The sequence below is a fragment of the Gemmatimonadaceae bacterium genome, assembly GCA_036273715.1.
Classification (GTDB): Bacteria; Gemmatimonadota; Gemmatimonadetes; order Gemmatimonadales; family Gemmatimonadaceae; genus JADGGM01.
In genome coordinates, this window is record DASUHB010000028.1 from 210,374 (window position 1) to 231,812 (window position 21,439).

General features: G+C 66.6%; 17 protein-coding genes and 1 riboswitch. Of the genes, 12 read left to right on the forward strand and 5 right to left on the reverse strand.

Annotated features, from left to right (window positions below):
* The first annotated feature begins 20 nt into the window (after positions 1 to 20).
* Positions 21 to 689 carry a YggT family protein gene (locus VFW04_05455; protein HEX5178752.1) on the forward strand — a complete coding sequence of 223 codons (669 nt, stop codon included), beginning with the start codon at positions 21 to 23 and terminating at the stop codon, positions 687 to 689.
* Positions 690 to 739: 50 nt separating this feature from the next.
* A complete protein-coding gene (locus VFW04_05460; GenBank protein HEX5178753.1) occupies positions 740 to 1,144 on the forward strand; it encodes a hypothetical protein in 405 nt (134 codons plus the stop codon).
* Between the two features lie 86 nt (positions 1,145 to 1,230).
* On the opposite strand, the gene VFW04_05465 is transcribed toward VFW04_05460, so the two are convergent.
* A complete protein-coding gene (locus tag VFW04_05465) occupies positions 1,231 to 2,457 on the reverse strand; it encodes a hypothetical protein (protein ID HEX5178754.1) in 1,227 nt (408 codons plus the stop codon).
* A 545-nt stretch (positions 2,458 to 3,002) separates the two neighbouring features.
* Between VFW04_05465 and VFW04_05470 the strand changes: the two genes are divergently transcribed.
* The 5 genes from VFW04_05470 to VFW04_05490 all read left to right on the forward strand — a co-directional run bounded on the left by VFW04_05470 (position 3,003) and on the right by VFW04_05490 (position 11,390).
* Positions 3,003 to 3,968 (forward strand): sulfotransferase, encoded by a 966-nt coding sequence (locus tag VFW04_05470; GenBank protein HEX5178755.1) that lies wholly within the window; start codon positions 3,003 to 3,005, stop codon positions 3,966 to 3,968.
* A gap of 125 nt (positions 3,969 to 4,093) precedes the next feature.
* Positions 4,094 to 4,168, forward strand: a riboswitch (SAM riboswitch).
* Positions 4,169 to 4,202: 34 nt separating this feature from the next.
* Positions 4,203 to 7,754, forward strand: a complete 3,552-nt coding sequence (gene metH / locus VFW04_05475) for a methionine synthase (GenBank protein ID HEX5178756.1) — start codon at positions 4,203 to 4,205, stop codon at positions 7,752 to 7,754.
* The gene (locus VFW04_05480; protein ID HEX5178757.1) at positions 7,751 to 9,649 is read left to right on the forward strand and encodes a bifunctional homocysteine S-methyltransferase/methylenetetrahydrofolate reductase; all 1,899 of its coding nucleotides are present in this window, start codon (positions 7,751 to 7,753) and stop codon (positions 9,647 to 9,649) included. The genes metH and VFW04_05480 overlap by 4 nt, the downstream gene beginning before the upstream one ends.
* A gap of 42 nt (positions 9,650 to 9,691) precedes the next feature.
* Entirely contained in the window at positions 9,692 to 10,168 is a 477-nt protein-coding gene (locus VFW04_05485; protein HEX5178758.1) for a CbiX/SirB N-terminal domain-containing protein, read from the forward strand.
* A gap of 52 nt (positions 10,169 to 10,220) precedes the next feature.
* Complete coding sequence (locus VFW04_05490) at positions 10,221 to 11,390, forward strand: acyl-CoA dehydrogenase (GenBank protein ID HEX5178759.1); 1,170 nt, start codon at positions 10,221 to 10,223, stop codon at positions 11,388 to 11,390.
* Positions 11,391 to 11,397: 7 nt separating this feature from the next.
* Here VFW04_05490 and VFW04_05495 read toward each other — a convergent pair whose 3' ends face one another.
* The 3 genes from VFW04_05495 to VFW04_05505 form a co-directional block, all read right to left on the reverse strand.
* Positions 11,398 to 12,387: a zinc-dependent alcohol dehydrogenase family protein gene (locus tag VFW04_05495; protein ID HEX5178760.1), complete on the reverse strand. Its 990-nt coding sequence runs from the start codon at positions 12,385 to 12,387 to the stop codon at positions 11,398 to 11,400.
* 9 nt (positions 12,388 to 12,396) lie between these two features.
* On the reverse strand, positions 12,397 to 13,116 hold the full coding sequence (locus tag VFW04_05500) for a YIP1 family protein (GenBank protein HEX5178761.1): 720 nt from the start codon (positions 13,114 to 13,116) through the stop codon (positions 12,397 to 12,399).
* A gap of 70 nt (positions 13,117 to 13,186) precedes the next feature.
* Entirely contained in the window at positions 13,187 to 15,010 is a 1,824-nt protein-coding gene (locus tag VFW04_05505) for a PDZ domain-containing protein (protein ID HEX5178762.1), read from the reverse strand.
* Between the two features lie 383 nt (positions 15,011 to 15,393).
* Here VFW04_05505 and VFW04_05510 point away from each other — a divergent pair, with 383 nt between their 5' ends.
* On the forward strand, positions 15,394 to 16,461 hold the full coding sequence (locus VFW04_05510; protein HEX5178763.1) for a M20/M25/M40 family metallo-hydrolase: 1,068 nt from the start codon (positions 15,394 to 15,396) through the stop codon (positions 16,459 to 16,461).
* A gap of 36 nt (positions 16,462 to 16,497) precedes the next feature.
* On the opposite strand, the gene VFW04_05515 is transcribed toward VFW04_05510, so the two are convergent.
* Complete coding sequence (locus VFW04_05515) at positions 16,498 to 18,099, reverse strand: HEAT repeat domain-containing protein (GenBank protein HEX5178764.1); 1,602 nt, start codon at positions 18,097 to 18,099, stop codon at positions 16,498 to 16,500.
* A gap of 222 nt (positions 18,100 to 18,321) precedes the next feature.
* Between VFW04_05515 and VFW04_05520 the strand changes: the two genes are divergently transcribed.
* Genes VFW04_05520 through VFW04_05535 form a run of 4 tightly spaced genes read left to right on the forward strand, consistent with a single transcriptional unit; the run spans position 18,322 to position 21,420 of the window.
* Complete coding sequence (locus VFW04_05520) at positions 18,322 to 19,221, forward strand: histone deacetylase (protein HEX5178765.1); 900 nt, start codon at positions 18,322 to 18,324, stop codon at positions 19,219 to 19,221.
* A gap of 6 nt (positions 19,222 to 19,227) precedes the next feature.
* Complete coding sequence (locus tag VFW04_05525) at positions 19,228 to 20,115, forward strand: alpha/beta fold hydrolase (protein ID HEX5178766.1); 888 nt, start codon at positions 19,228 to 19,230, stop codon at positions 20,113 to 20,115.
* Complete coding sequence (locus VFW04_05530) at positions 20,112 to 20,579, forward strand: hypothetical protein (protein ID HEX5178767.1); 468 nt, start codon at positions 20,112 to 20,114, stop codon at positions 20,577 to 20,579. Before VFW04_05525 ends, VFW04_05530 begins: the two co-directional genes overlap by 4 nt.
* 19 nt (positions 20,580 to 20,598) lie before the next feature.
* Positions 20,599 to 21,420 (forward strand): hypothetical protein, encoded by an 822-nt coding sequence (locus VFW04_05535; GenBank protein HEX5178768.1) that lies wholly within the window; start codon positions 20,599 to 20,601, stop codon positions 21,418 to 21,420.
* The last annotated feature ends 19 nt before the right edge of the window (positions 21,421 to 21,439 follow it).

Consider the following 21,439-nt stretch of genomic DNA (forward strand, 5'->3'; position numbering starts at 1 on the left):
GGCCGAATGCGCGTCGCGGCGTGCATCAGGCGTCGCTGGGCGGCGGCCACGCGGTCTTGCTCGACAGTGACGCGCGACTCATTGTTCGCTGCGTGATCCGCTTTCTCGACGCGTTCGATCTCATTCTCAGTGCACTGCGTCCGGCGCTCTTCGCGGTCGCGGCGGTGTTGTTCGTGGTCTTTGCATTCGACTGGCTGGTTCGCACGCGCCGCATCAATCCATTCGGACCGGTTGCCCGCTTTTTTCGGCGGGTCGTAGACCCGGCGCTGGCGCCCGTCGAACGTCGCGTCGTTCGCGCCGGAGGCATGCCGGCGAGCGCACCCTGGTGGGCGCTCGTCGTCGTAGTCATCGCCGGCATCCTGCTGATTCTCACGCTGCAATTCGTGCGCGAGATGATCGTGGAAGCGGCCGTGTCCGCGAATCGCGGATCGCGCGGCATTTACGATCTGGTAGTGAGTTTGACGTTCGGCATCCTCAAGCTGGCGCTGATCGTTCGGATCATCGCGTCATGGCTGCAAATCAACCCATACAAGGCGTGGATCCGGTGGTCCGTTTCGCTGACGGAGTGGTTGTTGCGTCCGTTGCGATCGGTCATTCCGCCATTTGGCATGTTCGACGTGTCACCGCTGGTGGCGTATTTCGTGCTCGTGCTCCTGGAGAGTTTCATGCACTCGATTGGCGTCGCTTGACGTTTCGGTGCGCCGCTCGGGACGCGTTCAACACTCACACCGGAACGCAGATGGCGAGCATCCTCCTGGTCGGTGGAGATGAGGCACTGCTCGAGGGTCTGGCGCAGATGCTGGCGCACGCCGGACACGTGCCTCACACAGCACATTCGGTGCACGACGCGATCGAGATCGCGGCAACGACGCGGCCGTTGGTCGCGATCATCGACCGCAACTTGGCGTTAGCCAATCCGGAAATCGGGCGCTTGCCGCTCGAGAGCGGCGGCTCGTTCCTCGTGTATCACAGCGGCGAGGCGACGCGCCCAACGCTCGCTGCAGCGTTGCAGCGGCTGGTGTTGGCCGAGCTCGATTTGCCGTTGGAGCGCAACCGTCTTCTCGCGCTGGTGCAGCGCGTCGACGAGCGGACGCGGGCCACGGGGCGCCGCGCAGACGAATCGCCGGATCATCGAGCGCACTGACGAGCCGCCGCTCGGCCGTCGGAGCCCTGCCGTTCGCGAATGATGCGTTCGATCTCGTGACTGGCGACGAGCATTTTCGGGCTCGCCTAACGCACGAGGATCATCGCCTCGCTCTGGCGCAGCTTCACCGATGTCACGGGTGCGCCGAGGGTCCCGTCGCCATGGAGGGGGCGCAGCGACTCGCCATTCGGCAGGGGCACCAGCACCGCAGTGCTGTCGCCGAAATTGCGATTCTTCCAGGTACTGGTCGGGCGCGCGAGGATCAACGCGTGATCGAAGTCACGCGCCCAGATCGAAAACCCGGTGTTGGTGCTGTCGCGGCCGCTCTGGATGACGTGCCGCGGACCCGTTGGATGCCCAACGTCGAACTCCTGTGCTTTCAGCCACACCTGATCGTACGGCACCTTCCAGGCGTTCTCGAGATCGAGATAGAGGCGGTCGGGAGTCGATGGTACGAGGAGGTAATAGCTGGCGAGCTCGAACATCTTGAGACGTTCGGCCTTCGATCCATAGTTGCCCGGCGTATACGTCCCGAAGATGCCGTGGACGCTGTTGGCATCGGCCCAGCTGTCCAATGACACGAGCTCGACCAACACGTTGTGCGTGAGCAGCGTATCGACCCAACGCCAGCGCTCGGTCATCAGTTCGGTGAGCGGATTGTTCATGCGCTCGAGGTGCACCGCGCCGGCAGCCATCACCATGTTCCAGTCGAACGGCTTCATGTACTCGGCCGTGTTGAGCATGACGATTTTCGGCGCGATGGCCTGTGCGATCTCGTGCACGTACTCGATCATGTCCTTCTGATAAACCTGACGATCGGGATACTCGGCGAGCGGCGCCTTGCCTAACGCTTTGCCGATGTCGCCCGACGAGTGGGAATCGAAGAACACGCCGTCGCCGTTGCCGACGAAGCGACGGATGCGGTCCTGGACGTAGGCGCGCGCGCCGGGATCGCCGGGATTGATGGCCCACCGCTTCGATCCCCACGCGGTGAACTGCAAACGCGACGCAGGGCTGGGGTCCGAGCCGGCGAGGTGAATGAACGCCTTCTCGAGCGGGTACTGGGGATGCGCGGCGAACCATTGTTGCATGTCATCGTAGTACGACGTCGCCAGCCCTGCCGACTTCTGCTCGCCCGGCTGCATGACGTTCCAATCGAGTGCATATGGGATGACGCGGATGGCCGGGTTGAGCGACTTGTATTGCTGGACATCGCCGCTCATCACGAAGTCGAAATGCGCGGCGGTCCAGGCGCGCTCGCGGTTGCGCTGCCCGGCGTTCGACACGTACTGGGTCCGGAAGTCGGTGACCATGGTTCGGATCCATGGCCAGTGTGGTGATGTCGCGCTGTACGCCGATGCCGCAGGGGGGCGAGTGATGTGCGTTGCACCGATCGCCGGAGGGGCGACTGGAACACGATCTGCACTCGGAGACTGAACGCGGTCCAGTCCGGCGAGAGCCGCTATCGTGCCGCCGGCGGCGAGTATGGCGATAGTGAACGGAAGGCGCATTCGTGGGATTCCTCTCGTCCCGATGCTGGACGTCAAAGCGAGTCGGCAGTAGGCCGTTTGCGAATCGTACCCGACGCAGCTGCACTGGTTCGCGCGCCGAGCATTCAGCGCGTATTGTGCAGGATCGTGGCCAGCGCGCGCGGTGGCAACACCCGGCGCGCGAGAAGGTCGACGGCCGGCACGCGCATTCGTGATTGCATGAAGCTCGGGAATCGGTCATTGTTCGGGCCGACCAAGCTGAGCGGCGGCAGATCGGCGCATCGGGTTCAAATCGGACAGGAGCGTGAGCGTGTGCGTGCCGTGTGGCGCCGGCAGCGAATGAGCGGCGCGAGCGTGAGCGGATCGCGGTGAATCCGGCCCCGCTCTTCATCGTTGGCGTTGGGCGTAGCGGATCGAGCGTTTTTCACCGCTTGATGTGCCGGCACCCGCGTGCGGCGTGGTTGTCGCGCGTGCTGGAGCAATGGCCTAACGCGAGACCGGTGAACCGCGCGCTCATGCACGCGCTCGCCGTGCCTGTGGTCGGGGGACGCCTGGCGCATTTGATCGACCCGGGCGAGTGCTACGACTACTGGGAGCAGTTGGCGCCGGGCTTCACGTCGCCGTGTCGCGATCTGCTGGCGAGCGACGTTCAGAACGATGCGCGGGCAAACGTGCGCGGCGCGCTGAGTCGTGTGCCCACGAAGAGGCGCCCGCAGCTCGTGGCCAAGGTGACGGGCTGGCCGCGGGTGGGATATCTCCGCGAGATTTTTCCAAACGCCAAGTTCATCCACGTGATGCGCGATGGTCGTCCGGTCGCTGCATCGTTTCTCAAGGTGCCGTGGTGGCGCGGCTGGCGCGGACCATCGGGGTGGTTGTTCGGCGACCTCACATCGGAGCAAACGGCTGAATGGCAGCGATATGATCGCTCGTTCGTCGCGTTAGCCGGCATCCAATGGAAGCTCCTGATGGACGCGATGGAGAGCGCGAAGCAGTCCGTGCCGGCATCGTGCATGGTGGAGATCAGATACGAGGATTTGTGCCGCGACCCCGTCGAGCACTTTCGGCGCGTGGCGGAGTTCGCGGAGCTGCCGTGGGTGCGATCATTCGAGCGGATGATTCGCAGCGAGCCGCTGCACAGCGAGAACGAGAAGTGGCGGAGAGACTTTACTGCCGATCAGCAGGCAATCCTCGATGCCGTGCTGCACAATCATCTCGTGCGATACCGATACGAGCCGCGCTTGAGTGATGAGCCGGTGGAGGCAGGTGTGACACATAAGGGGGGACAAGATCGGACGAGACGGGCAAGGCCGGACAGCAGCCGGGTGGGAGACTGAAGTCCGGTCGCGACTCGAGTGGCGTGAGGCATCCCTCAGGCGTCGCCGCCCAAAGCCAACACGCACTGGGCCGGAACGTGTCTTGCCTCCGGTGAGCGTTGCGGTTATGGTGCGTGTGGGTTGTGAAATTGGTTCGTGGCGATTTAAGGCAACTTGCGGCCACGTTAAACATTCCGCTAAAGCGCCGGCCCGGTGCCTGTGCGCACTTGGGCTTTTTTGCTATCGGATGATCATATGAGTGCTGACACCGTATCCCGCGCCACTGCGCAGCGCAGCGACTCGCCGTATCTGCGCGAGCTGGCGCAGCGCGTCCTGGTGTTCGATGGCGCGATGGGCACGAACCTCCAGCGGCAGGCGTTGACGGCCGATGATTTTGGCGGCGCGCGCACGGAGGGGTGCAACGACTATCTGGTGCTGACGCGGCCGGACGTCGTGCGCGGGATTCACGAGTCGTTTCTGGCCGTGGGGTGCGACGTCGTCGAGACCTGCACGTTTCAGAGCACGCCGCGCCGGCTCAAGGAGTGGGGGTTGGGCGACAAGGTGCACGCGCTGAACGTGCGCGCGGCCGAACTGGCGCGCGAGGCGTGCGACGCCGCGGGCAACGGCCGGCGCCGGTTCGTCGCCGGATCGATCGGCCCAACGGGAATGCTCCCGTCGAGCGATGATCCGACGTTGTCGGCGGTGACGTTCGCCGAGCTCCTCGACGACTACTACCAGCAGGCGAAGGCGCTGGTCGAGGGCGGGGTCGACCTCCTGCTGGTCGAGACGGCGCAGGACATTCTCGAAGTGAAGGCCGCGCTGGCCGGATTCGAGCGGCTGTTTGCGGAAACCGGGCGGCGTGTCCCCGTGCAGGCGCAGGTCACGCTCGACACGAGCGGTCGCATGCTGCTGGGCACCGACATCGCGAGCGCGATGACCACCCTCGAGTCGTTAGGCGTCGACGTGCTCGGGCTCAACTGCTCGACGGGCCCCGAGCACATGCGGGAGCCGATCCGGTGGCTGTCCGAACATGCCCGGCGCCCGGTGTCGTGCATCCCGAACGCCGGCCTGCCGCTCAACACCGGCACCGGCGACGCGGTGTATCCGCTCGAGCCGGAGGCGATGGCGACCGCGTTAGGCGAGTTCGTGCGCGACTTCGGCGTCCGCGTGGTGGGCGGGTGTTGCGGCACGACGCCGGCACACCTCGACGCCGTCGTGCGCGCCGTGCGCGCGCTCGAGCGCGGCGGACCGCGGCGCGCGGCGCCGCACGTGCCGCGCGTGTCGTCGGCCATGCGCGCGCTCACCCTGCACCAGGACCCGCCGCCGCTGCTCATCGGCGAGCGCGTGAACGCACAGGGTTCGCGGAAAGTGAAGCAGCTGCTCCTGGCCGATGATTACGAAGGCATCGTCGGCGTCGCGCGGCAACAGGCGGACTCCGGCGCGCACGTGCTGGACGTGTGCGTGGCGCTCACCGAGCGCGCGGACGAAGCGCAGCAGATGGCGCGGGTGGTGAAGCTGCTGTCGATGAGCGTCGAGACGCCGCTCATGATCGACTCCACCGAAGCCGACGTGGTTGCGCGCGCGCTCGAACACGTGCCCGGCCGCGCGATCGTCAACTCCATCAACATGGAGAACGGGCGCGCGCGCATCGATGCGGTGCTGCCGCTGGTGAAGCAGCATGGCGCGGCCGTCGTGGCACTGACGATCGACGAAGCGGGCATGGCGAAGACGCGCGAACGGAAGCTGGAGATCGCGCGGCGGATCCACGACATCGCGGTGCACGAGTTCGGCCTGGCCAGCGAGGATCTGATTTTCGACGATCTCACCTTCACCCTCGCGACGGGCGAAGCGGAATGGGTGGACAGCGCAGCGGAGACGATCGAGGGCATCCGGCTGATCAAGCGCGAGCTGCCCGGCGTGCTGACGTCGTTAGGCGTGAGCAACGTGAGCTTCGGACTGGCGCCGGCCGCGCGCGCCGTGCTCAATTCCGTCTTTCTGCATCACTGCGTGCAGGCCGGACTCGACATGGCGATCGTCAATCCGGCGCACATCCGGCCGTACGCCGAGCTGTCATCCGAAGAGCGCGAGCTGGCGGACGACCTGGTGTTCAACCGGCGTCCCGACGCGTTGCAGCGGTTCATCGAATTCTCGGCGAGCGCCGATCAGAAATCGCCCGGCACCGGCGAGGCGTCCGCCGAATCCGACCTGGCGGCGCTCACGCCCGACGGCCGCATCCACTGGCAGATTCTGCACCGCAAGAAGGACGGCATCGAAGACGCACTCGACGCGGCCGGCGTGCGGGAGCAGCCGATCCGCGTCCTGAACGAGGTCCTGCTGCCGGCGATGAAGGAGGTCGGCGACAAGTTCGGTGCGGGCGAGCTGATTCTGCCGTTCGTGCTGCAGAGCGCCGAGGTGATGAAACGCGCCGTTAGGCATCTGGAGCAGTTCCTCGAGCGCGCCGAGGGCTACACCAAGGGGAAGGTGGTGCTCGCCACGGTCTATGGCGATGTGCACGACATCGGGAAGTCGCTCGTGAACACGATTCTCTCGAACAACGGCTACACGGTGTTCGACCTCGGCAAGCAGGTGCCGGTGAACACGATCATCGACAAGGCCGTCGAGGTGGGTGCCGACGCCATCGGGTTGTCGGCGTTGCTCGTGTCGACGTCGAAGCAGATGCCGATATGCGTCCAGGAGCTGGATCGGCGCGGGCTGAAGGTGCCGGTGCTGATCGGCGGCGCGGCAATCAATCGGCGATTCGGCCGGCGCGCGCTGTTCGTCGACGGAGAACGGGCGTACGCGCCGGGCGTGTTCTACTGCAAGGATGCGTTCGAGGGACTCGATTCCGTGGAAGCGCTCATGGATCCGGATCGGCGCGAGGCGTTTGTCACCGGCAACCTCGATGACGCGCGACGCGACGTGTTTCTGCGCTCGGGGGTCGGCAAGGACATCGCCGCCGGCACCAATGCGACGACGCGCTCGGAGGTCGCGACCGATAACGCGGTTCCCGAAGCGCCGTTCTTCGGCACTCGCGTCCTGCACGACATTCCGCTCGACGAGGTGTTGGCGCTGCTCGACCTCGACGAGCTGTTTCGGTTGCAGTGGGGTGGGCGCGGTTCGGGCGAGGCGTTCGACGCAACGGTGCGCGACGAATTCCGTCCGACGCTGGAGCGGCTCTCGGCGAGCGCACGCGCCGAACGGTGGCTCGTCCCGCGAGCGGCGTACGGACTTTTTCCGGTGCAGTCGCAGGGCAACTCGCTCATCGTGTACGACGCTGCTGCCTACGGGAGCGATGGCGGCGCTCTGCGCGAGGTGGCGCGGTTCAAGTTCCCGCGGCAGGATGGTCGGGAGCGGCTGTGTCTCGCCGACTATTTCCGCTCGGTGGAATCGGGCGACGTGGATGTCGCCGCGCTGCAGATCGTGACGGTCGGCGACGCGGCCCAACGCCGCTTCGACGAGTTGCAGTCGCGGAACGAATACACGGAAGCGTACTATCTGCACGGTCTTGCGGTCGAGACAGCCGAAGCGGTGGCCGAGTGGATGCATCGGTACGTGCGGCGTCATCTCGGCATCGCGGCCGGCCAGGGGAAGCGGTACTCCTGGGGCTATCCGGCGTGTCCGGACCTGGACGACCACGCGACGGTATTCCGTCTGCTGCCGGCGGCCGAGTCGTTAGGCATGACGTTGACCCCGGCGTTCCAACTGGTGCCCGAGCAGTCGACGGCGGCGATCATCGTCCACCATCCGGCGGCGAAGTACTACGCCGTGCGCGGCGGTGGCGAACGCGACACCGGAGCCGCGGCGTGAGTCCGCGGCGCGACGCGCGCGAGCTGCTCGAGCCGGAGCGCATCGTGATGTTCGACGGCGCGATGGGCACGATGCTGTACTCCCGCGGCGTGTTCATCAATCAATGCTACGATGAGCTGAACGCGCGCGCGCCCGATCTCGTGCGCGACGTGCATCGCGCGTACGTGAAGGCGGGCGCCGAGGTGTTGGAGACGAACAGCTTCGGCGCGAACCGCATCAAGCTGGCGCCGCACGGTCTCGAGGGGCAGGTGCGGGACCTGAACTGTCGCGCCGCGCGGCTGGCCCGCGAGGCGGCGGGCGACCACGTGCTCGTGGCCGGCGCGGTCGGCCCGTTAGGCATTCGCATCGAACCGTTCGGCCCGACGAGCCACGACGAAGCGCGCGCGATGTTCCGCGAGCAGCTGGAGGCGCTGCGCGAGGGCGGCGCCGACCTCTTCATCCTCGAGACCTTCGCCGATCTCGATGAGATCGAGCCAGCCATCCGCGCGGCACGCGACGTCGACGCATCGGCGCCGCTCATCGCGCAGATGACGATCGGCCAGGATGGTCTCACGCCGTTCGGCGCCACACCCGAAGACGTCGCGCGCGCGCTCGACGGCTGGGGCGCGGACATCATCGGACTCAACTGCTCAGTTGGGCCGCAGGCGATACTCGAGGCCATCGAACGGATGGCCGCCGTGTCGTCGCGCAAGCTCAGCGCGCAACCGAACGCCGGGATGCCCCGCGATGTGGGCGGCCGCACGATGTACATGGCGAGCCCGGAATACGTCGCCAACTACGGACGCCACCTCATTCAGGCCGGCGCCAAGGTACTGGGCGGGTGCTGCGGAACGACGCCGGATCACATCAAGGCGCTCGTCGAAGGCATCCGTCCGCTCGTGCCCCGGCAGCAATGGCGCGCATCGGTGCGCTATCAATTGCCGCACACCGATGATGCGGCCGCCGTGCGCGCCGATGAACCGCGACAGGACGGCGCACAGCCGGCGATCCCGTTCGCCCAACGATCGCGTTGGGCGGCCAAGATCGCGGCGGGAGAATTCGTCTCATCGGTCGAGATCGTGCCGCCGCGCGGCGTGGACGCGAGCCGGATGCTCGAGGGCGTGCGCGCGCTCCGCGCGCGCGGCGTGGACGCGGTGAACGTGCCCGATGGACCGCGGGCGCAGAGCCGCATGGGCGCGCTCATGACGAGCCTGCTCATCGAGCAGCAGATCGGGATCGAGACGGTCACCCACTACTGCTGCCGCGACCGCAACCTGCTCGGCATGCTGAGCGATTTGTTAGGCGCGTCGGCCATGGGGCTGCGAAATCTGCTGATCATCACCGGCGATCCGCCCAAGATGGGCCCCTACCCCGACGCCACCGCGGTCTTCGACATCGATTCGATCGGTCTTACGAATCTGGTGAGCCGCCTCAATCGGGGCCTCGATCCCGGTGGCCACGCGATTGGCGCGCCGACACAGTTCGCCATCGGCGTCGGAGTGAATCCGGCCGCCATCGACCCCGCGTACGAGCTGCGCCGCTTCGAGTGGAAGGTGGATGCGGGTGCGGAGTTCGCGATCACTCAGCCGGTGTTCGACGTGGATCAACTCCACCGCTTTCTCGCGTCGATCGATCACGTGCGCATTCCCGTGATCGCCGGAATCTGGCCGCTCGTCTCGGCGCGAAACGCGGAGTTTCTCGCCAACGAAGTGCCTGGCGTAGTCGTGCCTGATACGGTGATTCAGCGGATGCGTCGCGCGAGCGAACAATCCAAGGAGCATGGGCTGGCCGAAGGGATTGCACTCGCACGCGAAATGCTCGAGCAGGTGCGCGGCACCGTGCAGGGCGTACAGGTCTCGGCGCCGTTCGGCAAAGTGGAGCTGGCTCTCGAGGTCTTCGACTCCGCCACGCGTTAGCTTAGGGAGTCGACGCATCGGTCACGACATGGAGCCCAGCCCATGAAAGCCATCTTGCTCGTGGATCACGGCTCGGTCAAAGATGCCGCCAATCGCATGATCGACTGCGTTGGGCATCTGGTGCAGGCGATCGCCGGGGACGGCGTGATCGTGCGCGTATCGCACATGGAATTGGCGGAACCGACCATCGCGCAGGGGTTCGCCCAGTGCGTCGAGGCGGGCGCGACGGAGGTCGTGGTGTTTCCGTACATGCTGTCGCCGGGGAAGCACTCGACGCGCGATATTCCGCGCATGGCGCGCGAGGCCGCAGCGCCGTTTCCGCACGTCGGTGTGTCGGTGACGCCGGCGTTCGGCGTGCACGACAAACTGGCGGAGGTGGTGCTTGAGCGCGCAGGCGTCGAACCGCGGGGACGTCGAGTGCCTGCGCCGTGCACGTGCGTGCGCCCACAGGGGACTCCGGAGCGCTGGTGCGGCGATGCCTGCCGCGAAGCGGCGACGAACGTAACGGTCGAGCGCTAGCACCGGGCTCAGCCGCTCACGCAAGCGTCAGCCACCCGATACATTGGATCGCATGACAACGGACCTCGATGCGGCCCGCACACCACTCACCGTGCTGGCCGAAGACGAAACGATGTTTCGCGATGCCGTCGCGGCGTTCGCCGACGAGCAGGTGCGTCCGCGCGTGCAGGCCATGGATCGTGCCGGCAAGCTCGATCCGGAGTTGATTCCCGGCTTCTTCGAGCTCGGGCTCATGGGTATCGGCGTGCCGGAAGCGTACGGCGGAGCCGGTGGAACCATGATGATGGTGACGCTCGCGGTCGAGGCCGTGAGCCGGGTGGATGCGTCGTCGGCAATTCTGATGGACGTCCAGAACACGCTGGTCAACTCGCCGCTCACGCGGTTCGGCACGGATGCCCAACGTAAGCAATACCTGACGAAGCTGACGTCGGGCACGGTCGGCGCATACGCGTTGTCCGAGCCGGGCTCGGGCTCGGATGCCTTCGGGCTGGCGACGCGGGCCGAGCGCCGCGGTGACGACTGGGTGCTCACGGGGCGCAAGCTCTGGATCACGAACGGCGCCGAGGCCGAGATCTACATCGTGTTCGCGACGATCGATCCGTCGGCCGGATATCGCGGCATCACCGCGTTCATCATCGAGCGCGGGTTCGCGGGTTTCGCGGTGGGCAAGAAGGAGGACAAGTTAGGCATTCGCGCGTCGAGCACGACCGAACTGATCCTCGATGGGTGCGTCGTCCCGGCGGCGAACGTGCTGGGTCCGGTCGGGCAAGGGTACAAGATCGCGATCGAAACCTTGAACGAAGGTCGCATCGGCATTGGCGCGCAGATGATCGGCGTGGCGCGCGGCGCGCTCGACGCGACGGTGCAGTATGTGCGCGAGCGCACGCAGTTCGGCAAGCCGCTTGCCGAATTTCAAGGCATCCAGTTTCAGCTGGCGCAGGCAGCCACCGAATTGGAGGCTGCGCGGCTCATGGTCTACAACACGGCGCGTCTCAAGGACGCGGGCCGGCCGTTCACGCAGGAAGCCGCGATGGCCAAGCTGTTCGCATCGCAGGTGACGGAGCGAGTGACCTCGTTGTGCGTGGAACTGCACGGCGGCTACGGCTATACCAAGGACTATCCCGTCGAAAAGTTCTATCGCGATGCGAAGATCGGCACGATTTACGAGGGCACGTCGAACATGCAGCTGCAGACGATCGCGAAGCTGCTGCTGCGCGGCTAACGGAAGATCAGGACGGCATCGTGAGCACTACGGCGCCGCGCACGTCCCCGGCGCGCAGCCGCTCGAGCGCCTCGTTCGCCTGGTCCAGCGGCATGGGCTCGACGTCGGTGCGCACCGGGACGCGCGGTGCGAGCTCGAGAAACTCGTCGCCATCGCGGCGCGTGAGATTGGCCACCGAGCGAATCACGCGCTCGCCCCACAGGATGTCGTACGGGAACGACGGGATGTCGCTCATGTGGATGCCGGCGCAGACGACGGTGCCGCCTTTCGCAACCGCGCGCAGCGCAGCCGGAACGAGGGCCCCGACCGGCGCGAAGAGAATGGCGGCGTCGAGCTCGACGGGCGGCATCTCATCCGAGCCGCCGGCCCATTCTGCGCCTACCTGACGGGCGAACTCCTGGGACGGCGCATCGCCCGGCCGCGTGAACGCGAACACCCGGCGGCCCTGCGCGCGGGCCACCTGCGCAATGAGATGAGCGGCGGCGCCGAATCCATACAAGCCTAACGCTTCGCCGTCGCCCGCCGCGCGGAGCGCGCGATACCCGATGAGGCCCGCGCACAGGAGCGGCGCGGCGTGCGCATCGTCGTACGAGGACGGCAGCGGAAAACAGAAGCGCTCGTCGGCCACGCAGCACTGGGCGTACCCGCCATCGATCTGGTACCCCGTAAAGCGCGCGCGAACGCAGAGGTTCTCGCGACCGGATCGACAATACCTGCAGACGCCGCAGGTCCAGCCCAGCCATGGAACGCCGACGCGCGTACCGACAGTGAATCGCGTCGCGCCATCGCCGCGAGCCGCAACCGCTCCGACGATTTCATGGCCTAACACCAGCGGCACCTTGGGGTCGTTCAGCTCGCCGTCCAGCACGTGGAGGTCGGTGCGGCAGACGGCACACGCCCGCACCGCGAGCAGCACCTGACCCGGGCCGGGCACCGGGTCAGGAATCTCGCGCGCCGCGAGCGGCGCACGCGGCCGCTCGAGGACCATCGCGCGCATGACTCAAACCTACATCGCGCGCATCGCCTGGTAGAGCGGGAAGACCGTCGCCAGGATCCACACGATGAACGCCGCGGTCATGGCCTTGGACCGCGAAATCTTTCCGATCACGGCGAGTCCAATGCCCAACAGAATGGTGCACCAGATCGTGAACAGATCGATGCGCGCGAGCAGCGTGAGCACGATCAGCGATGTGTTCGACACGTCGAGGAAATGCGCCGGGCTCACCGAGATCTTCGTCGCCGAGGTCAGCGACGACGGATCAGAGAAGAACGCGATGAGCGCGCCGGCGATGAACTGAAAAATCTTCGGGAACGCGGCGTACGATGCCACGAGCAGACCACCGCCGAGGTTCATCGTCGAATCGAACAGCTTCCCGATGAGCCACAGCAACAGCCCAACGAAGAAAATGCCGATCGGAATGCCGACGAGAAAAAAGACGACTTGAAACGTGTCGAAGATGGCTTTGCCCTTCTCCATCTGCGCTGCCGTCACCTGCGGATTCGCGCGCATCGCCGCCGCCGTCGCGCGAGCATACTCGGCGTCGAATACCGGCTGCGTCAGCGACTTCGTACCGACAAAAATCAAGCAGCAGATCACGGTGACTACGACCATCGGCAGAAACCAATTCCCGTTCTGCCTGCGCGCGAAGACCTCGCTCGGCGATGTGAAAATGTCGATGAAGTCTTCCCATATGGAGGGCGCTTTCGATGCTGCAGTGGCCGTCATTCGAGTCTCCGATCAGGAGTCGTGAGGAAGGGGAGAGGCGCGGAAGGATGCGTCTACAGTGCAGAGCCGCTCACCGTACGTGCAAGAGGCCCGAACGGATTCGAATCGCCTTCGGGCTGGCCGCGGGGTCGGCTTCCACGCGAACCGTCACGCGTTCCTGCACTTGCAGCTTACCCGTGACATCGAGCGTGTCATCTCCGCGCTGCAGGTGAAAGATCACCGGCGTTCCGGTGCGCAAGCCAACTTTCTCGCGAAGTCGATTGATGAATTCGGGGTCTGTCACCGGAACGCCGGCCACCGAGAGCAAATAGTCGCCGGGTTGCACGCCGGCCTCGTCGGCCGACGAGCCTGGCGCCACACGCGCGACGCGCACGCCGGCTGAATCGTTTTCCGCTGAAACGCCGAGTGTCGGCGTGCGCACCGTGTCGACGGTGGCGCGGAGGCCGGCGAGCGGCAGCAGCGTTTTCCATGGATACGGATCACGGCCGTCGATGTATCTCGCGTTGAAATCGGCGAATGACTTTCCGCCAGCCGCAGCGCTCACCGCAGCCCACCACTGCGCATCGCTGAAGCCGGTGCCATGTTCGTAACACTCGCGGTAGAGCGAGCGCATCACGTCGTCGAGCGATGCGTGGTTGTCGCTGGCATTGCGGATCATGATGTCGAGCATCAATCCGGCGAGTGATCCCTTGGGATAGTAAATGTCGGCGGTACCGTCCTCGGGATGGATCCACGTCGTGAGCGACGCATCGGTGAGCGCGACGGGTGGCGAGTTCGCCACTTCTGCCATCTTGCCGGCGGTCAACTCGAAGAAGCCCGCGGAGTCGATGACGCCCGCGCGGACTTCGGACAGGTCGGCGTAGTAGTCAGTGATGCCTTCGCTCACCCAGAGCCACGGCGTGGGCTGCTCGTGCGCGTACTGGTACGGCCAGAGATCGGACGGGCGGAGTCGCTTGACGTTCCAGGCGTGAAAAATCTCGTGGGCATAAATCGACATTTCGATCGGCTCGCCGATGGCGAGCGGCGTGGTGACATCGACGTGCGAGTTGGCGTGCTCGAGGCCCGAAATGCCGCCGTAGCTCGAGTCGGCAATCTGCATCACGGTGTACGTGGTGAACGGCACGCCGCCGAACACCGCGCCCTCGACGGGGATGATCTTCGCCAGATGGGCGAGTGTCGACGTCAGCGTCGGCTTGGGCATGCTGCCCGTCGGATACGCCGCAAAGCGCAGCCATCCGTTAGGCGCGCGCGCGCTGTCGACGTCGAACCGCCCAACGAAGAACGGCATGTCGACGAGCTCGTGATAGCTGGAGGCCGTGAACGTGGATGGCGCCGGCCCCGGCGTCATGCCGGTGATCACGCGCCAGTCGGGCTCGGTGCGAATCGTGACGGTCGACGGGAAGTCGAAGCTGCGCCCTTCCGGATACAGGAACACGTTCGTGCCGTTGAACATCACGAAGTCCGAGCGCGCCCACGCCATGGCATTATCGAGGGTGTCGGCGAGATAGTCGAAGGACACGGTGATCGATTTGCTGCCCGCCGGCCTGACGCGCCAGGTGTCGTAGTCGACCTTGTCCCACTGGAGATCGTGACCCGCGCTCGCGGCGCCGAAGCGCAGGACCGCACGCGCGAAGTAGTCGAGCTCGTACGAGCCGGGCGTCCACGCCGGCAGCGCGAGGATCACCGGCGCATCGCCGCCGTCCACGTTGAACGACATGTCGACGTGCAGCACGCGGCGCCGCGCGTCCGACGAATCGAACGTCACGCGATATGCGATGTTGCTGACCGGCGCTGACGTTGCCGCGCTCGCGGCGCTGCGTGCGGATTGAGCAGGAGCGATCGAGACCCAACCGAACGACGCGGCGAGGATCGCGAGGCACATCGGGAGACGCATCGGGTGTCCTCGGGGGGATGGGGCAGACGGCGTCGCAATATGGTTGCCCTGCGGCGCCACGACAAACGTTCGGGCGTCCGAATTGTGTGCCGCGCGATATTTTTTGTGACGGCCGGGCGCTCGCGCCACGGCGGCGTGCAGCGCCGGGCTCATGATTCCGGCCGTGGTGATGGCCGCGGCGGTGATCGTTGTCGCGCGGCGGTTGCGCGTGCGGGTGCGGCGGCGAACGCATCGGCGTATCCGCCCAACCGCCCAACGGCCCGGCCTTACGGAAGGCGGGTCTAGCCTCGCATATTGTGTGGTTCGTACGCGCCGCGCCGCGCCGGCGGAGTTAGGCGGCGCACCGGACACGACCTTTCACCGAACGGAACGACACGATCACGATGCTGCCTCCCACCGCAGTGGCCTTTCTCGAGCGCTTGTTGGATACGCCCGGCCCGTCGGGCTTCGAGTCTGCACCCGCCCGCCTCTGGCGCGAGGAAGCGGCGCGCTTCGCCACCGTACGGGGCGACGTCCACGGCAACAGCATGGCGACCGTCGAAGGCGGCGGCGGCCCGACCATCATGCTCGCAGGCCACATCGATGAGATCGGCGTCATCGTGCAGCACGTGGACGACGATGGGTACGTCTACATCGCGCCGATCGGCGGGTGGGACGTGCAGGTGCTCGTCGGCCAGCGCATTCGATTTGCCGGCGCCCAGGGCGATGTGTTCGGCGTCGTGGGCAAAAAGCCGATCCATTTGCTGCGCGCGGACGATCGCGAAAAAGCGTCCAAGCTCACGGACTTGTGGGTCGACATCGGGTCGACGAGCGCGAAGGAGACGACGGCGCGTCTCAACGTCGGCGATGCCGGGGTGATCGATTCACACACGATGACGTTTCCGAACAATCGAATCGTGTCGCGGTCGATCGACGATCGTATCGGTGCGTTCATCGTGCTCGAAGCGCTGCGCCGCTACGCGGAGAAGCCCGGCGCAGCACGCGTCGTCGCGACGGCCACGACGCAGGAGGAGATCGGCTATCGGGGCGGCGGCGCCGGCGTGAGTGCGGCGGCGATCGGGGCGCGGATGGCGATCGTGGTCGACGTCAGCTTCGCCACCGACCACCCGGGCATCGAGAAGAAGGAGCTCGGCAACCATCCGATCGGCAGCGGACCGGTGTTGACGCGCGGGTCGATCATTTCGCCGGTGGCCTTCCGCCTGCTGCGGGAAACGGCGGATGCGCTCTCGATGCCGTACACGCTGCAGGCGGCGGGGCGCGACACGGGCACGGACGCCGACGCCATTCACATCGCGCGCGAGGGAATTGCGACGGCGCTCGTCTCGGTGCCCAACCGGTACATGCATTCGCCCAACGAGCTGGTGAGCCTGGACGACGTGGATCACACCGCGACGCTGATCGCCGAGACGTGCCGCCGCGTGACGGCGGCCATTGATTTCACCGACCGTTAGGCACGGCGCGGGCGGAGACCGCGCGCCCTCGGCGCGTCACGCCGGTGTGGCCGTCGCGTCCCGCTTGCCGAGGATCACCCACGACGCCGCGCCGCGAATGGCGGGCGACTTGTCGCGCAACAGCGCCTGGAGCGCCTGCTGTGCGTTGGGCGAACGCGCCTGGCCGATCGCGTGCACGGCGGCCACGCGCAAAGGTGTCGGCCGCTGGCGCGCGAGCAGTCCCCGCTCGGTGCGCGCGATCTCGACCAGCTTGTCGACGGCCTGCGCGGTGCCCAACTGACCGAGCGCCGCGACCAGCGCGACCTGCACCCGCGAGTCGGCTTCCTTCTCCAGCGCCGTGATGATCGAGTGCACCGAGCGCTGGCCGCTCGCGGCCACGTGGCTGGCATTGCCGATCTCGGCGGTCACCGGCGTGGTGCCGCGAGATACGCGGCCTCGGCGCGCGGAGCCGATGCGCGCCAGCGCGTTAGCCGCCGCCGCGCGGATGCGGTCATCATCGTGCTCGAGCAGCCGCATCAACTCCATTTCGGCCTCGACCACCTTGAGCTCGCCTAACAGCTCGGCGGCGTTGCGCACGACGTACCAGCGCGAGTCGCCGAGCATGTGGACCAGCGTCCGCACGCCGGTGCGCAGGCGGATCAGCGCGTCGTAGTAGACGCGCCGATCGCCGATCGTCGGCGCCGCGATGAGCGACTCGGCCAACGCTTCGGCGCCCGCATCCTCACACCGCGCGATGACTGCCATGTACTCGTCGTGCTGGTCGCGCCGGCGCGGGAGAAGCGCCGTGATGCTGCGGAGAATGGGCGGCACCGCGATGCGCCGCAGCGCCACTCCGTATTGGCGGCGAATCGCGTCGTCCCCGAGCGCCGATTCGCGCACGACGATGCCGTGCAGCACGTCGGCCACGACATCATGGCGCGCGCGCGCTGACGCTTCGGCCACCACCTTGAGCAGTGCATCCAGCTCGCGCGCCGCATCCTTGGGCATCGTCACGGCATCGAGATGTCGGAACAGCGCGGTGCCTGGGCCGTTTTCGGTCTGCGTGGACGTGAAAATGCCGAACATCTCGTTGAGGCGCGCGGTGGTGGCGATGGTCGCGCCGACATCGGGTTCGGACGCGTGGCCGTTGCCTGGATCGCTCGCCCCATTCCGAGCGGGGGCGGCCGGCGCAAACACGGCGATGTCGGGAATCACATCGGCGCCAAACGCGGGCGCGACACTGGCGTGGGCCGGCGCCGCATCCACCGAGACCAACGTCACGTGCACACTGCGCGCTTCGAGGGCGTCGAGCCGTGCAACCACAGAATGTCCACCGTCGCCGGCAGTCGGCGCCGTCGCGAGAATGCGCGCCATGACGAGCACGTCCGCGGGCGATGACGGCTGCTCGAACGTGACGGCGCTCACCGAATGCCCGGCGAGCTGCGTGACGAGGTCGTCGGCTTCGGACGCCGCATCGCCTAACGGAGCGCCGTTCACGATCAGCGTGTGCTCGTGCAGGCCGATCGTCACCGCGCCGGCGCGGGACGCATCGACGAGAAGGTGCAGCGACGCAAGCTGCAGGTCGTACGCATCGCTGTCGTTGAGCAGCTGCCAGACGAGGCGAGCGAAATGGCGCGCGAAGGTCGGTGCGTGATCCATGCCGGGCAGGGCTCCTCGAGAGTGGCGCAGCGGCTCCCGCGCCCATCAGGCCAGCTGTCGCGCCCCATGCGGGCACAACCGATCTACTTAGGGACCAGCGAGCACGCCCACGCGTAACCGCCTCGCGCGCGGAAACTAAGCCGATGTCGGCAGCTGGAACTGCCTCACGCCGAGGCATAACATACGCAACACGTTCAACATTGCAGACGCGTCCTTTCCTTCATGCTGCTCGCCTGGTCCTCAGCCGCGTACGTGGTGCCGCTGCCCCCCGGACACCGATTCCCGATGGCGAAGTACCGTCTTATCAGAGACCGTGTGATCGATGACGGCATCATTGCCGAGTCGCGTGTGCTCGAGCCGGATCGCGCCCGAATCGAGGACGTTCGCCTGGTACACACGGAGCGCTACATGCACGACATCGACACGGGACACCTCGACGCCGCCGACGTTCGGCGGCTGGGGTTCCCGTGGTCGCCGGCGTTGGTCGAGCGGTCGTACCGATCGGTTGGCGGCACCGTGGCCGCATCGCGCGCCGCACTGCAGCACGGCATCGCCATCAACCTGTCGGGCGGCACGCACCACGCGTTCGCGGATCACGGCGAAGGGTTTTGCGTGTTCAACGACGTGGCGGTCGCGATTCGCGCGCTCCAGCACGAGGATCGCGTCGCGCGCGCCGTGGTCATTGACCTCGACGTGCACCAGGGCAACGGAACCAACGCGATCTTCGCCGGCGACGAGCGCGTGTTCACGTTCAGCATGCACGGCGCGAAGAACTACCCGTTTCATCGCATGCCGGGATGCGTGGACATCGAGCTGCCGGATGGAACGGGTGACGACGCCTACCTCGAGCTCCTCGGCGGCGCCCTGCCCAACGCGCTGCGTGCGGCCGATGCGCAGCTGGCCGTCTATCTCGCCGGGGCCGATGTCCTCGCCGGCGATCGGTTAGGCAGGCTGGGGCTGACGCACGCCGGGGTCGCGCGACGCGACGCGTTGGTGCTCGATGCGTGCCGCGCAATCGGCTTGCCGGTTTCCATCGTCCTGGGCGGCGGCTACGGGGCTCGACTCGCGGACACGGTCGACGCGCACGTGCAGACCGTCCGCCTCGCCGCTGCCTATGCCTAACACGCAATGCCCCTGACGACGACCACGGCCGTCCCGCTGTTCTGGACATCGTACGGTCCCCGCGGCGCGCCGCGCCTCCTCGTGCTCCACGGGGGGCCCGGCGCGTCGCACGACTATCTGCTGCCGCAGATGCTCGAATTGGCCGATCGATATCAGCTCGTGTTCTACGACCAACGCGGGAGCGGCCAGTCGCGGACGACCGATCAGGCGCCGGTCACGTGGCGCGCGCACGTCGACGACCTCGCGCGGCTCGTGCCGGAGCTCGGCCTCGAGCCACTGTCGTTGATCGGCTACTCGTGGGGCGGACTGCTCGCGTTGCTGTACGCCATCGAAGCGTATCGCGGCACCGGCCCGCGCCCGGCACGCATGGTGGTAATCGATCCCGCTCCCATTTCGCGACCGCTGCGTGATTCCTTCGAAGCGGAATTCGCGCGACGACAGGCGTCGGACACGGTTGCCAAGCTCCGCCAACAGCTCGCCGCATCCGGATTGCGCGAGCGTGATCCTGAGGCGTACCGGCAGCGCGCCTTCGAGCTCAGCGTTGCAGGCTATTTCGGGACGGTCGAGCGAGCGCGGGCACTGACGCCGTTTCGCGTCATCGCGCGCATCCAGAAATCCGTCTGGTCCAGCCTGGGCGACTATGACCTACGGAACGGACTGACCACGGTGCAATGTCCAACGTTGGTCATTCATGGCCGGCTCGATCCGATCCCGCTCGAGTCGTCCGAAGAAGCAGCCCGGGCGCTACCGAACGCGCGCCTCGTGGTGCTCGACGAGAGCGGTCACGTACCTTACGTTGAAGCACCAGACGCCCTGTTCGCAGCCATCCGGCGATTCCTCGACGAAACCGCGTCGCTCGCATCTCCTTCGTCATCACCGCCCGAGGCCACATGAGCGCTTCCGACGAAACGGTCCAGCCATATCTCGCGACGATCGAGGTTGGCGGCCGCCGCCTGGACGTATCCGTGCTCATCTCGTACGACGGAATCGAATATGGCGGCCGACTCTGGTTCGCCGAAACCGAATGGGAGGACGAAGGCATCCCGGACCGCGGCAATCTGCCGGGCCGGAGCCGACAAGAAGTCGAGCAGACGGCGCGCCGCCTTACGGAAGAAGAATTGATCGCGCGCTATCGCCGGGCCGCGGCGAGTCGCAGACGATTCATCGCCCTGCGCTCGGTGACCGAGGATTTTCTGGCGAAGGTGCGATATCTGAATCAAGTCGCGATCTCCATGCGCGCGGGACTCATCGACACCGAAGGCGCAGCACAAGAAATCGACTACACCGAGCACCAACTGCACGAGCTCGTCCGTCAGTTCCGCGAGGTGGCCGGAGTCGAGCAGCGCGTCGAAGCGTGACCACGCGACGGCGCTCGTCGTGACGCCGACACCGCGCATCACGCCCTACGAGCTGGTTCTCGAGCCGCTCGAGCACGACGCCTTCCCCGAGATTCGCGCCGAAGCGGAGCAGCGTGGACGCGATGCGCTGCGGCATGACGACTTTCTTCTGTTGGGCACGGTGGGCGCCACGCTTTCGTCGATGATTGCCGACGACGCACCCGCGGAAGCAGTCGATCAGTACGGCGAGCTGCTCTGGCAGGGTTACCGATTCTGGGCCGCGGGGCGGCGCTTCTACTCGTTCGCCGACGCCATCACGTCGAAGCTCATCGCCCGACGCTACGACATGACGGGATGGCAGTTGGCCGCGCCGCCGTCCTGCTACCTCCAATTCCCGAACCAGCGATTCTGGGCGCGCGTGGCGCCCGACGCGCCGTTCGAGCCCGTGGACGGATGCTTCGTGGCCGAGGACGAGTCACGCGCCGATGGACGCACGCAGATCGACCTGCGCATCCTCCTCGTACTCGGCTTGCGGCCCGAGCGACCGGGCCTGTCGCTCGTGATCGCGCGCATGAATGTCGAGTCTGGCGACGCCGAGCAGCGCGCGGCTGCGCCATGGGTTGCCGGAGAAGACGCATTCGCGGGGTCGCTGCCAGGCGGCGAACGGCGCGGGCTGCGCACCTTGTCGACCCAGGGCGAGCTCGAGACGCTCGTGCTCCGTTCGCTGCACGCACTCGACGCGAGGCCCAAACTGCTGGTCGCACACGATGCGTCGGCATCGCCGCCCTCGGAGTCGACGCGACTGGCGTACGTCGAGGTGCTGAGCGGCGACAACGCGGGACCGGCTCATTCCACGGGCTGATGCGGCGCCGTATTTTGTC